This window comes from Nocardioides sp. R-C-SC26, from assembly GCF_021246465.1.
In the GTDB taxonomy this organism is placed as follows: domain Bacteria; phylum Actinomycetota; class Actinomycetes; order Propionibacteriales; family Nocardioidaceae; genus Nocardioides.
Map to the genome: position 1 here is coordinate 134493 of NZ_JAHRHK010000012.1, position 13331 is coordinate 147823.

The window sequence follows — 13331 nt, forward strand, 5'->3', positions numbered from 1 at the left end:
CGCCGCTCGGGCCTCAGCCCTTCGCCACCGAGGTGCGCACCAGGTCACCGCACGCGTACTCGCCACGATTGGCCTTGCGCCAGGTGCTGCCCTTGAGGCGGGCGATGGTGGCGCAGGTGTAGGTCTGCTTGCCGCCGACGTCCATCGGCGGGTGCATGCCGAGCCCCGTCCACTTGCGCTGCTTCTTGATCGCTGCCAGGAGGTTCTCGCGGGTCAGGTTCTCCCGGAGCTCGCTGGCGAGCGTGGTGAACAGGCGCGCGGCCGACCAGGAGAACACTCCGAAGGACGTCGGGCCGGAGCCGGGCCGCGTCTGGTTGAGCCAGCCGAGGTAGTTCGCCATCTCCTTGTTGCCCGGCGTGGTGAACAGCGGGTGTGCGAGCGCGAGGTAGGTGCCGTTGATCGCCGAACCACCCAGCTCGACGAACTCGTCGGTGTACTGGGTCTGGGTGACGATCAGGACCTCGGGCTTCCACGACTGCTGCTGGAAGGCCTGGGCGAGTCGCACGACCATCGGCGTCGCCGCGACGAAGTAGACGAACTTGATGTCCGCCTCCTTCATCTCCTGCACGTAGGAGGTGTAGTTGAACTCCGCGACCTCGATACCGCGCAGGATCTTCACGTTGTAGCCGACCGACTTCGCGGCCTCGGAGAAGCTCTTGCCGAGGTCCGGCGAGCCGCCGGTGTTGAGGTAGAGGAACGCCGCGGAGCTCTTGACGCCCGGGTGCAGGCGCTCGATCTCCTTGTAGGTGTAGTTGCCGGCGACGCCGATCTCCTGCGCCTGCGCGGAGTAGCACGTCGAGCAGAGGGTGCGGGTACGGGTGAGGGCGAGCGCGCGCAGGTCTGGCAGCTTGCAGTTCTGCGCGGTCGCCGCACCGCCGCTGTCCACGATCGAGGTCGAACCGACCATCGCGAAAGCCTCGGTGCAGGCCCGTGCGTAGTTCTGCTGGTCGGCGGCGGCGTCACCGCGGCTGTCGAGCTCGAGCAGCTTCAGCTTGCGGCCGCAGATGTCGGAGGTGCGGTTGAAGTAGTTGACGTAGGACAGCATCGCGTCCTGGGAGGACTTGAACAGCCCGGGCACGGCGCCGGAGATGTCGGAGGCGTTCGCGATCACGATCTCGCTGTCGGTGATGCCGGGTGCCTTGGGCAGGTCGCAGGGGCCGGTGGAGGTGCCCTGCTCGGATGGTGCCGCAGGGCTCTCGCCCGTCGTGCCACCCGAGGCGCCGCCGGTGTCGCCGCCCGTGGACGTCGAGCCCGTGCCGCCGCCCGTTCCTCCCGCGACCGGGGCCCCGGGGTCACCCGACGTCGTCCCGGTGTCGCCGCCGATCGCGCCGGGGTCTCCGGTCGCGCCGACCACCTCGCCCGAGGAGCCGGTGTCCGCGCTCTCCAGCGCGATGGAGTCACCTCCGCGAGCAGCGGCTACCTCGTCGGCACTCAGTTGCGAGCCGCAGGCGGTCACGGTCAGGACGGCGGCGGCGATCAAGCCGGCGCCGAGGGGGCGGAGTCGGGCGTGCGGGGAGCGCGTCATCGGTGACCTTCCGTCGTCAGTGACGAGCGTCACCCTAGACGTAGAGCGGCGCCGTCGCCCGTCCAACGCCGAAGACGGATGCCGGTTACGGGTCGAGGCCCTGCTCTGGGGCCGGACCGAGCAGCCACAACGCGCCGAGCGGCGGGACGACGATGTCGGCGCGCGCGGGCATCGCGCCCTGGGCCCCCTCGACCGCGAGGACCGACCCGAGGTTGCCGACGCCGGAGCCGCCGTAGCCGGTCGCGTCGGTGTTGAGGGTCTCGGACCACAGCCCTGGGGCGGGCAGGCCCAAGCGCAGGTCCCACGGTGTCGAGGCGAAGTTCGCGACGCAGACGAGGTCACGCGCACCGGGTGCCCGCCGGACGAACGAGTAGACGTTGCGGCCGGCGTCGTCGGCGTCGATCCACTCGAAGGACGTGGGGGGGACGTCGTCGGCCCACGCGGCCGACGCATCGACGTAGGCGGCGTTGAGGTCGCGCACCAGGTCGTGCAGGCCGCGGTGCTCGCCGTGGGCGAGCAGCCACCAGTCGAGCTCGCGCGACTCCGCCCACTCGGCCTCCTGGCCGAACTCGTCGCCCATGAAGATCAGCTGGCGGCCCGGGTGGGCCCACATGAACGCGTAGTAGGCGCGCAGCGTGGCGAGCTGCTGCCACCGGTCGCCGGGCATCTTGCGCAGCAGCGAGCCCTTGCCGTGCACGACCTCGTCGTGACTCAGCGGGAGCACGTAGTTCTCGCTCCAGGCGTAGGTGAGCGCGAAGGTCAGGTCGTGGTGGTGGAACTGTCGATGCACCGGCTCGCGGTGGAGGTAGTCGAGCGTGTCGTGCATCCAGCCCATGTTCCACTTGAAGCCGAACCCGAGGCCGCCGTCGTCGGTGCTGCGGGTGACGCCGGGCCACGAGGTCGACTCCTCGGCGATGGTCACCGCGCCCGGCACCCGGCGGTAGACGGTGGCGTTCATCTCCTGGAGGAACCTCACGGCCTCCAGGTTCTCCCGGCCACCGTGCTCGTTGGGCGACCACTGGCCGTCCTCGCGGGCGTAGTCGAGATAGAGCATCGAGGCGACGCCGTCCACGCGCAGGCCGTCGGCGTGGAACTCCTCCAGCCAGTACAGGGCGTTGGCATAGAGGAAGTTGCGCACCTCATGCCGGCCGAAGTCGAAGATCCACGACCCCCATTCGGGGTGCCACCCGCGCTGCGGGTTGGGGTCCTCGTAGAGCGGCGTGCCGTCGAAGCGCACCAGTGCCCACTCGTCGGTGGCGAAGTGCCCCGGCACCCAGTCCAGGATCACGCCCACGCCCGCCTGGTGGAAGGCGTCGACCAGGCGACGGAACCCGTCGGGGTCGCCGAACCGCGAGTCGGGGGCGAAGTAGGAGGTGACGTGGTAGCCCCAGGAGCCGCCGAACGGGTGCTGCATCACCGGCATCAGCTCGACATGGGTGAAGCCGAGGTCGCGCACGTAGGGGACCAGGTCGGCGACCATCTCGTCGTAGTTCCAGAATCGGCCGTCCGGATGGCGCTTCCAGGATCCGAGGTGCACCTCGTAGATCGACATCGGTGCTGCGTGGGGGGCGGTCGCGGCGCGCCGTGCCATCCAGGCGTCGTCGGCCCACTCATGGGTCGAGGCGAAGACCTTCGACGCCGTCTGAGGCGGCACCTCGGCGTAGGCGGCCAGGGGGTCGGCCTTCTCGCGCCAGACGTCGTCCGCGCCCAGCACCAGGTACTTGTAGGCCGTGCCGCTGCCCGCGCCGGGCACGAAGAGCTCCCACACACCGGAGCGACCGAGCTGGCGCATCGGGTGTTCGCGACCGTCCCAGTTGTTGAAGTCGCCGCTGAGTCGGACCGCGCGCGCACGCGGGGCCCAGACGGCGAACGAGGTACCGCCCGGCCTGGCGTGTGCGCCGAGCACCTGCCACAGGTTCTCGTGACGCCCCTCGTTGACCAGGTGCAGATCGACCTCGCCGAGGCTCGGCAGGAAGCGGTAGGGGTCGTCGAGCACGATCTCGCCCTCGCCGTAGTCCACGACCAGCCGGTAGTCGGGCACGGCGACGTCGGCACCGGCCCCGGAGTCGACGTCGAGCACGCCGACCCAGATGCCGCCGTGCTCGTGGGTCAGGTCGACGTCGGCCGATCCGCCGGGGCCCTCGCCGGTCCGGACGGCGACACGCTGGGCCAGCGGCTTGAGCACGCGCACGGTGACCCCTCCGTCGTGGGGGTGGGGTCCGAGGACGGCGTGCGGGTGGCCGTGCTCGCCGCGCACGATCTGGTCGAGTTCGCCGCGGGCGACGGGGTGGACGTCGGGAGCGGAATCGGGGGTCGGCACAGGCATCAGGCTCCGATCTGCGCAAGCGAGGCGAGCGGGATGTGCACCCAGCCCGGTCGGTTGCGGGTCTCGTAGACGGCCTCGTAGACGCCCTTGTCGGCGAGGTAGGCGGTCAGGAGTACCGAGTGCGCGGAGCCCCCATCGAGGTAGGCAGCCAGGAACGCGGCCTGGTTGCGTCGCGACCAGGCCGCGCCGCGGCCACGCATGACGGCGTCGACCTCGGTGTCCTGATCGTCGAGTTGGTGACGCACCACGTGCGGGGCGTAGTCGAAGGAACGCAGCATCCCGGCGACGTCGCGCCACGGCGAGTCGGGGCGCAGCCGATCGGCGAGCGGCGTGGCCGGCTCTCCCTCGAAGTCGACCAGCTTCCAGCCGAGCGCCGTCCGCAGGGTCTGACCGAGATGGAGGTCGCCGTGCACGTGCTGGCCCGGCACCTCGCCCAGCTCGGCGACGGCGTCGAAGGTCGCGCGGAGGCGAGGCTCGTGATCGCCGAGCCCGGGCACGAGCGCAAGCGCATCGGCGAGGCGGGCCCGCATGCCGTCGGCGATCCGGGTCGCGGAGAGCGTCGCCTCCTCAGGTGCGATCGGCAGGGCGGAGGCCATCAACGCATGCACCTCCCGCAGCGTCTCGCCCAGCCGGGCGGACTCGGCGGCGAAGTCGCCGCCGGCCTGGTCGGCGTCGAGGTCGGGGGAGGCGTAGAGGTCGCGCACGCTCGCGCAGGCCAGATCCCACCCGTCGGTGGCGGTGCGGAGAAACTGCTGGAGCATCGCCAGATGGGTCGGGACGCCGTCGATATCGGCCTCGATCCAGCCGTAGAGCTCGGCGACGTGATGCGATCCGGCGAGACTCAGTGCCTCATGGGTGGTGACGTCGGGGTTCGGACCGGGCGTGACCTTGCGGAAGAGCTTCAGCACGGCGTCCTCGCCGAGCATCAGGGAGGAGTTGGACTGCTCCCCGCTGAAGAGGGCCGCGACGGCGTCCGGGTCGAGATCGTGGCCCGGCAGCCGGTGAAACGCCAGGCCGCCGTGCCGGATCGGGGTCGTCGCGGCCGAGGTCAGGCCGCTCTGCCACAGCCGCGCGGCGTCGCGGTCGTGGAGGGCGTCGTAGGCCTGGAGCTCCCCGACGTCGGGGTCGTGCCACGAACCGACGTAGGCGTGGGCCAGCCGCTCCTGCGACGAGGAGTAGTAGGCCAGCGGCACCTGGTAGTGCTCGGTCTCCTGGCGTCCGTCGGCGTAGCTCAGGGTGATCAGCAGGACGTCGAGTGCCGGATCGCCGCTCCCCAGGAGCGCGAGCCGACGGGCGCCGGTGACGGTGAACGTGCGGCCCTTGCCCCCGAACCAGCGGGTCTTCGCCAGGTACGGCGCGAAGACGTCGAGCGGCGGATGGTCGACGGGTCCGGTGGCGTTCACAGCAGCTGCCCCTCCTGCGAGGTCTCGCTCGGGATCAGGCGGAACCAATAGAAGCCGTACCCGCTCAGGGTGAGCAGGTAGGGCAGCTCGCCGATCGCTGGGAAGTGCACGCCCCCGAGCAGCTCGACGGGCACCATCCCCTCGAAGCGACGCAGGTCGAGTTCGACCGGCTGAGGGAAGCGCGAGAGATTGTTGACGCAGATCATCACGTCGCGCTCGGGGGAGTCGGGCTCGCCGAGTTCGCGTGCGTAGGAGAGCACGCTCGGGTTGGAGCCGCCGAGGTCGTGGAAGGTGCCGAGGCCGAACGCCGGGTGCTGGCGCCGCGCGTGGATGAGGCGGCGTGTCCAGTGCAGCAACGACGAGGGGTTCTCCAGCTGCGCCTCGACGTTGACGCTCTGGTAGCCGTAGACGGGATCCTGGATGGCGGGCAGGTGCAGCTTGCCCGGGGTGGCGGAGGAGAAGCCCGCGTTGCGGTCCGGAGTCCACTGCATCGGCGTGCGCACCCCGTCGCGATCACCGAGCCAGATGTTGTCGCCCATGCCGATCTCGTCGCCGTAGTAGAGCACCGGTGAGCCGGGAAGGGAGAGCAGGAGCGCGTTGAAGAGCTCGATCTGGTTGATGTCGTTGTCGAGGAGCGGGGCCAGTCGCCGACGGATCCCGATGTTGGCCTTCATGCGGGGGTCCTTGGCGTACTCGGCCCACATGTAGTCGCGGTCCTCGTCGGTGACCATCTCCAGGGTCAGCTCGTCGTGGTTGCGCAGGAAGATGCCCCACTGGCAGTTGCTCGGGATCGGTGGCGTCTGCTCGAGGATCTCCGAGATCGGGAACCGGGACTCCCGCCGCACCGCCATGAAGATGCGCGGCATCACGGGGAAGTGGAAGCACATGTGGCACTCGTCGCCGATCCAGGCGCCCTCGGGCGTGCCGTCGTCGCGCCGAGCGCTGCCGAAGTAGTCCACGACGTCGGCCGGCCACTGGTTGGCCTCGGCGAGCAGGATCTTCCCGGGGTAGTGCTCCTCGACGTAGGACCGCACCTTCCGGAGGAACTCGTGGGTCTCGGGGAGGTTCTCGCCGTTGGTGCCGGGTCGCTCGTAGAGGTAGGGGACGGCGTCGAGCCGGAAGCCGTCCAAGCCCATGTCGAACCAGAAGCTGATTGCCTCGAGCATCGCCTCGTGCACGGCGGGGTTGTCGAAGTTGAGATCGGGCTGGTGGTGGAAGAACCGGTGCCAGTAGTACTGCTGGCGCACCGGGTCCCAGGTCCAGTTCGACGGCTCAGTGTCGACGAAGATGATCCGTGCGTCCTCGTAGAGCTCGTCGGTGTCGGACCACACGTAGAAGTCGCCGTAGGGGCCCTCGGGATCGCTGCGGCTGGCCTGGAACCACGGGTGCTGGTCGCTGGTGTGGTTCATGACGAAGTCGATGATCACGCGGATGCCGCGCTGGTGCGCGGCGTCGACGAAGGCGTGGAAGTCCTCCACGGTGCCGCACTCGGGGAGGATGTTGGTGTAGTCCGCGACGTCGTAGCCGCCGTCCCGCAGCGGCGAGGTGAAGAACGGCGGCACCCACAGGCAGTCGACCCCGAGCCACTGCAGGTAGTCGAGTTTCTCGATGAGCCCACGGAAGTCGCCGGTGCCGTCGCCGTCGGAGTCGCGGAAGCTGCGTACCAGCACCTCGTAGAAGACGGCCGTCTTGAACCACTCGGGCTCGTCGGTCAACGGGGTGATCGCACTTCCGGGATTCATCGGTGCCTTCTCACGCTCAGGATGTGCGCGGGTTCGTGGTGAGGATCGAGGCGCACATAGTTGTGCTCGCTCCACGTCCAGTCGGATCCGGTGACCTCGTCGTGCACGGCGAAGCTCTCGCCGGGTTCGAGCCCGATGACCTCGAGGTCGAGGTGCACGGTGGTCTCACGGGTGCCGTGGGGGTCCAGGTTGAGCACCACGATCACGCGGTCGTCCTCGAGGGTCTTGCTGAACACCAGCACGTGGTCGTCGTCGGAGCGGTGGACGTGCAGGTTGCGCAGCAGCTGCAGCGCGGGGTGACGTCGTCGCGCGTGGTTGAGCATCGTCAGGTACGGCGCGAGTGAGCGTCCCTCCTCCTCCGCGGCGGCCCAGTCCCGGATCCTCAACTGGTACTTCTCCGAGTCCAGGTACTCCTCGCTGCCGGGCCGCACGGCCACATGCTCGAACAGCTCGTAGCCGGCGTAGACGCCCCAGCTGGGCGAAGCCATCGCGGCGAGTGCCGCGCGGATCTTGAACGCTGCCGGCCCGCCGTACTGCAGGAACGCGTGCAGGATGTCGGGGGTGTTGACGAAGAAGTTCGGCCGCATCAGGTGGTCGGACTCTGTGGCGACCTCCCGCAGGTAGTCCTCGATCTCGGCCTTGCCGGTGCGCCAGGTGAAGTAGGTGTAGCTCTGGTGGAAGCCCGCCGCGCCCAGGGTGTGCATCATCGGCGGCTTCGTGAACGCCTCGGAGAGGAAGAGGACGTCGGGGTCGGTGCGTCGCACCTGGGCGAGCAACCACTCCCAGAACGCGACCGGCTTGGTGTGCGGGTTGTCGACCCGGAAGATCCGGACCCCCAGCGTCATCCAGTGACGCACGACGCGCAGGACCTCGGCGCGGATGCCGTCGGGGTCGTTGTCGAAGTTGACCGGATAGATGTCCTGGTACTTCTTCGGCGGGTTCTCCGCGTAGGCGATGGTGCCGTCGGCGCGGGTGGTGAACCACTCCGGGTTGGACGTCACCCACGGGTGGTCGGGCGCAGCCTGGAGAGCGAGGTCGAGCGCGACCTCGATGCCGAGGTCGCGGGCGCGGCCCACGAAGGCGGCGAAGTCCTCGGTCGTGCCGAGGTCGGGGTGGATGGCGTCGTGGCCGCCGGCGCTGCTGCCGATCGCCCACGGCGACCCCACGTCGTCCGGGGCGGGGGTGAGGGTGTTGTTGGGCCCCTTGCGGTTGACCTCGCCGATCGGGTGGATCGGTGGCAGATAGAGGACATCGAAGCCCATCGCGGCGACGGCGTCGAGCCGCCGCGTCGCAGTGGCGAACGTGCCGCTCAGCACACGGGTGCCGGTCGGGTCGTCGGGATCGACCCGGGCCCCTTCTGACCGCGGGAAGAACTCGTACCAACTGCCGAACAGCGCGCGCTCGCGATCGACCTGGAGCGGGAACGGGCCGACCACGGTCTCCAGCTCGCGCAGGGGGTAGGCAGCCAGCACTGCCGCGACGTCCTCGCCCTGGAGGTGAGCCAGCCGCGCCTCCACCGGGCGGCTGGTGTCGCGCGCCGCCTCGAGCGCACCGCGCAGCGTGGTGGCGGCGCGCCGCTCCTTGGCCGGGAGCGAGGCCAGGACCTGCTCGATGAGCAGGGAGCCCTCGACGAATGTCAGCTCCACGTCGACCCCCGCGGGGATCTTGAGACCGGCGGCGTGCTGCCACGTGGCGACCGGGTCCGACCACGCGCGCACCTCGAACCGCCAGGCCCCGGGCGCGTCGGGAACGATCCAGGCACGATGCCGGTCGACCGGGTCGGACAGTCGCTCCATGCGGACGGGCGGGCGGCGGCGTCCCCGCGGCGTGATCGCGACGACGTCCGCGCCGAGCCGGTCGTGGCCCTCGCGGAACACGGTCGCGGTGATGGGGAGTGGCTCGCCGACCGTCGCCTTGGCCGGCAGCGCGTCCGGACTCGCTGCCACGCCCCCGAGGTCTACGCGGGGCATCACATCGATGATCGGGATTCGCCCGATGACGGGTCCGGCCATACCCCCACACTCGCGGCTCTCCGGAGTGGACGCAACTCACCGCGGGGTGGTCGCGGGGCGAGATCCACCGTTTCATTGGAACGATCCAGAGAACGACGCTAGCGTGCTGGCGTGCGCGCGATCCGACGGTTCACCGTCCGCCCCGTCCTGCCGACCGAGCTCGCCGGGCTCGCGGACCTGGCAGGCAATCTGCGCTGGTCCTGGCATCCGGAGACGTGCGACCTCTTCGAGGCCGTGGACCCCGATCTCTGGCGCGAGGTGGGACACGATCCTGCCAAGCTCCTGGGCGCGGTGAGTGCGGGGCGGTTCGCCGACCTCGCGGCCGACGGGGCCTTCCGGGCGCAGCTGGCCGCCGTCCGGGCCGACCTCGAGCGCTACCTCACCGAGGATCGCTGGTACCAGCGCAAGGTGTCCGTCGAGGACGGCCCGCGTGCCGTCGCCTACTTCTCCGCCGAGTACGGCATCACCGCCGTGCTCCCGCAGTACTCGGGCGGCCTGGGGATCCTGGCCGGTGACCACCTCAAGGCCGCGAGCGACCTCGGCGTGCCGATCCTCGGGGTGGGCCTGCTCTACAAGCACGGCTACTTCGAGCAGTCCCTCTCCGGCGAGGGGTGGCAGCAGGAGACCTACCCCGTGCTCGACCCCGACGAGCTGCCGATCTCGCTGCTCCGCGATGCCGACGGCGCGCGGGCGATCATCACCATCCCGATGCCCGGCGGCCCCGACCTGGTCGCGCGGATCTGGGTGGCGAGCGTCGGACGAGTGCCGCTGCTGCTCCTCGACACCGACGTCGAGGGCAATCCCGAGCACTACGTCGACGTCACCGACAGGCTCTACGGGGGCACGGCCGAGCACCGGTTGCGTCAGGAGCTCCTGCTCGGTGTCGGCGGCGTCAAGGCGCTGCGCGTCTATTGCCGCATCACCGGCCACGCGGAGCCCGAGGTGTTCCACTGCAACGAGGGCCACGCCGGATTCCTCGGCATCGAGCGCATCCGAGAGCTGATCACAGGTCCGGACGCACTCGACTTCGACACCGCGGTGCAGATCGGTCGGTCCTCCACGGTCTTCACCACCCACACCCCGGTACCGGCCGGCATCGACCGCTTCCCGAGGACCCTCGTCGCGCAGTACCTCGGTGACGGGGGCGCGACGCCGGACGTCCCGGTCGAGCGCGTGCTCGCTCTCGGCGCGGAGGACTACGCCGGCGGCGACACCAGTGTCTTCAACATGGCGGTGATGGGCTTCCGGCTCGCACAGCGCGCCAACGGCGTCTCGCAGTTGCACGGCGAGGTCAGCCGGGGCATGTTCCACGGGCTGTGGCCGGCCTTCGAGGAGTCGGAGGTGCCGATCACCTCGATCACCAACGGCGTCCACGCACCTACCTGGGTCGCCCGCGAGGTGTTCGGTCTGGCCGCAGCGCAGGGTGCCGACCCCGACGGCGACGACACCGAGGCGTTCTGGGCGGCGATCGACGTCGTGCCGGCCGACCGGATGTGGGCCACCAAGCGGCGCCTACGTGAGGCGCTGGTCGCCGACGCACGTGAGCGGCTGCGCCGCTCCTGGGAGAAGCGCGGCGCCGCGGCGGCCGAGCTGGACTGGATCGACGATGCGCTCGATCCCGACGTGCTGACCATCGGCTTCGCGCGGCGGGTGCCGTCCTACAAGCGGCTGACGCTGATGCTCCGCGACCCCGAGCGGCTCAAGCGCCTCCTGCTCGACCCGGAGCGCCCGGTGCAGTTGGTGATCGCCGGCAAGGCGCACCCGGCCGACGACGGCGGCAAGCGGCTGATCCAGGAGATGGTGCGCTTCGCCGACGACCCCGAGGTGCGCCATCGGATCGTCTTCCTGCCCAACTACGACATCGCCATGGCCCAGCCGCTCTACCCGGGCTGCGACGTCTGGCTCAACAACCCGCTGCGCCCCTACGAGGCCTGCGGCACCTCGGGCATGAAGGCAGCGCTCAACGGTGGCCTCAACCTCTCGATCCTCGACGGGTGGTGGGATGAGTGGTTCGACGGCGAGAACGGCTGGGCCATCCCCTCCGCCGACGGTCTCGACGACACCGACCGGCGCGACGACATCGAGGCGACGGCTCTCTACGACCTGATCGAGAAGCAGGTCGCACCCCGGTTCTACGACGTCGACGCCGACGGCGTGCCCCACCGCTGGGTCGAGATGCTGCGTCACACCCTGCGCTCGCTCGGCCCGAAGGTGCTCGCGAGCCGGATGGTGCGCGACTACACGCGCCTGCTCTACGCGCCCGCCGCGCTGACCGCCCGCGAGATCTCCGGCCACGCCGGCACCACCAGTGACTTCGCCGACGCCCGCGCCCTCGCCGCCTGGAAGAGGCAGGTCGTCGCGGGTTGGCCTTCGGTGAGGGTCGAGCACGTCGAGAGCACCGGCGTCGGCGATGCGCCCGAGGTCGGAGCCGGCCTGACCGTGCGGGCCTTCGTCGCGCTCGGCGACCTCACGCCGTCCGACGTCGAGGTGCAGCTGGTGCACGGCCGTGCCTTGGCCGACGACTCGCTCAGTGAGCCGACCTCGGTGGCGATGAGCGTCGCGGAGACCTACGAGGGCGGTCGGTACCGCTTCGACGGGCACCTCGACCTCGATCGCGCCGGCGCCTTCGGCTACACCGTGCGCGTCGTGCCGCAGCACCCGCTCCTGATCTCGCCGGCCGAGCTCGGGTTGCTCGCACTGCCGTAGGGCGCGGCGACGGACCCGAGGTCAGCGCCGCGGCCGCACCAGGTTCAGCGTGTAGATCGTCTGCGCGCCGCTGCCGGCGACGACCCGGATCCTCATCGCGTAGCGCTCGCCGGGGTTCAGGCCGACGCTCACCCCGCAGGACGACGAGCGACCGCACGTGGGCCAGGCAGCCCACCCGCGTGGCGTGCTGAAACTGAGGGACGCGGCGGTGGACCGGGTGTGTGCGCTGAGGCGTACCGCGCCTGCTCCGCGGGCCAGGGCGACGCGGTAGCTGCGCTGGTCGGGAGAGAAGGAGGGGGTGATGCTCGCGCCCTTGACCCGCAGCGCACCCAGACGGCTCTCGGTGTTCTGGGCGGGGCCCGGCTCGGGCGGTGCAGCGGAGCCGAGGCGCTGGGGGTTGGTGGGGTCGGTCAGATCGAGGCCGAAGATCGAGGGCGAGGCGGGCATCCCACCGGCCTGCGCGGGGAATCCGGCCCAGAGGAGCCGGCCGCCGACCAGGAGTGGATCGGCGCTCGGACCGGCGAAGGACTGCCTCCACGACCGCGAGGCGAGCACCGCGCCGGCGGAGTCGATCAGGCGGTACTCCAGGGTCTGCATCACCGGGCCGTTGCCGCGCCGGGTGCCGAAGATCAGCGCGAACCTGTCCGCCTCGAGCTGCACCAGTCGGGGCTCGCCGGCGCTCTGCTGGCCACGCGGTGCGAGGGTGGTGATCCACCGGAACGCGCTGGCGCCTGTCGCCGGGTCGGTGCTGATCGCGTAGACGTTGCGGGAGAGTTCGGCGTCGCTGCCGCGGACGCCGTCGATCGCCTTGCCGTGCGGCACCGAGTTGCCCACGGTGAGGATGCGGCTGGGACCGGACGCGAGGCCGGTGACGGTGGTCCCGGTGTAGTTGACCAGGTCGCCGGGGAACTCGAGCACGTCGTAGGCGCGGAAGTCGCGCGCCCCGGTGAGATAGCCGCGCATCACGTTCAGACGGATCGCGCGCGGGAAGGCATCACCGTGGTCGAGCATCACCAGGTCGTTGCCGACGGTGGTGATCAGCTGCTGGAAGGAGTGGCTGGTGTACGGCGCGTCGCCGAGCTTCTCGAACGGCGTCGCGCGCATCGTGGCCGTGTCGACCTCGAAGGTCAGGTTCGCCTGGTGGTTCACCTTGTCGCCGGTCTTGTACATCAGGCGGCCCATGTGCACCACGAGCCGGCTGCCGACGACCATCATGTCCGCGGACGAGGCGTCGAACGGCTGGACGACGCCCTTGACGCCCTGGTTCACCCCGCCGGCGACGTAGGCGGTGCCGAGCAGTTGCCACGAGGCCGAGTAGCGGCGGACGGCGATGACGTCGCGGGCATCGTTCTCCTGGCGGTTGCTGCGACCGAGCAGGAGGTAGAACGTGCCGTCGTCGGCGGCGAGGAAGCCGCCGTAGAGGTTCCAGTCGCCGAAGGCGATCTGCGTGCGCGAGCCGACCTTGGTCCAGGTCTCGGCGTCGTACCGGTCGACCACGAGGGCGCCGTTGTCGACGGTCGCCACCCCGACGCGACCCTCGGCGGCGGTGAACAGCTCGACGGCGTCGGGGCTGGCCCAGTTGTTGGCGCCGTAGACCGCCGCGCCGTACGTCTGGAG

General features: G+C 70.4%; 7 protein-coding genes. 1 reads left to right on the plus strand and 6 read right to left on the minus strand.

Features of this window, described 5'->3' with window-relative positions; all coding sequences use genetic code 11:
• Window positions 1-13: 13 nt before the first annotated feature.
• From KSO97_RS12480 to KSO97_RS12500, 5 genes are all read right to left on the minus strand, one after another.
• Window positions 14-1525, minus strand: coding sequence for an ABC transporter substrate-binding protein (locus tag KSO97_RS12480; RefSeq protein ID WP_232679340.1), 1512 nt, complete (start codon window positions 1523-1525; stop codon window positions 14-16).
• 85 nt (window positions 1526-1610) lie between these two features.
• Window positions 1611-3845 (minus strand): 1,4-alpha-glucan branching protein GlgB, encoded by a 2235-nt coding sequence (gene glgB, locus KSO97_RS12485; RefSeq protein WP_232679342.1) that lies wholly within the window; start codon window positions 3843-3845, stop codon window positions 1611-1613.
• Window positions 3846-3850: 5 nt separating this feature from the next.
• The gene (locus KSO97_RS12490) at window positions 3851-5254 is read right to left on the minus strand and encodes a hypothetical protein (protein WP_232679343.1); all 1404 of its coding nucleotides are present in this window, start codon (window positions 5252-5254) and stop codon (window positions 3851-3853) included.
• Window positions 5251-6996 (minus strand): maltose alpha-D-glucosyltransferase, encoded by a 1746-nt coding sequence (gene treS / locus KSO97_RS12495; protein WP_232679345.1) that lies wholly within the window; start codon window positions 6994-6996, stop codon window positions 5251-5253. Before treS ends, KSO97_RS12490 begins: the two co-directional genes overlap by 4 nt.
• Complete coding sequence (locus KSO97_RS12500) at window positions 6993-9008, minus strand: maltotransferase domain-containing protein (RefSeq protein ID WP_269782407.1); 2016 nt, start codon at window positions 9006-9008, stop codon at window positions 6993-6995. Before KSO97_RS12500 ends, treS begins: the two co-directional genes overlap by 4 nt.
• Window positions 9009-9119: 111 nt before the next feature.
• Between KSO97_RS12500 and glgP the strand changes: the two genes are divergently transcribed.
• A complete protein-coding gene (gene glgP / locus KSO97_RS12505; RefSeq protein WP_232679349.1) occupies window positions 9120-11714 on the plus strand; it encodes an alpha-glucan family phosphorylase in 2595 nt (864 codons plus the stop codon).
• A gap of 21 nt (window positions 11715-11735) precedes the next feature.
• Here the strand turns inward: glgP and KSO97_RS12510 are convergent.
• The coding region (locus KSO97_RS12510) for a cadherin-like beta sandwich domain-containing protein (RefSeq protein ID WP_232679350.1) at window positions 11736-13331 on the minus strand (1596 nt) is incomplete at its 5' end.

Excerpts from the sequence above, each read along its gene's own strand:
- KSO97_RS12480 (WP_232679340.1), bottom strand. The coding sequence starts at position 1,525 with ATGACGCGCTCCCCGCACGCCCGACTCCGCCCCCTCGGCGCCGGCTTG.
- treS (WP_232679345.1), bottom strand. The coding sequence starts at position 6,996 with ATGAATCCCGGAAGTGCGATCACCCCGTTGACCGACGAGCCCGAGTGG.
- KSO97_RS12500 (WP_269782407.1), bottom strand. The coding sequence starts at position 9,008 with ATGGCCGGACCCGTCATCGGGCGAATCCCGATCATCGATGTGATGCCC.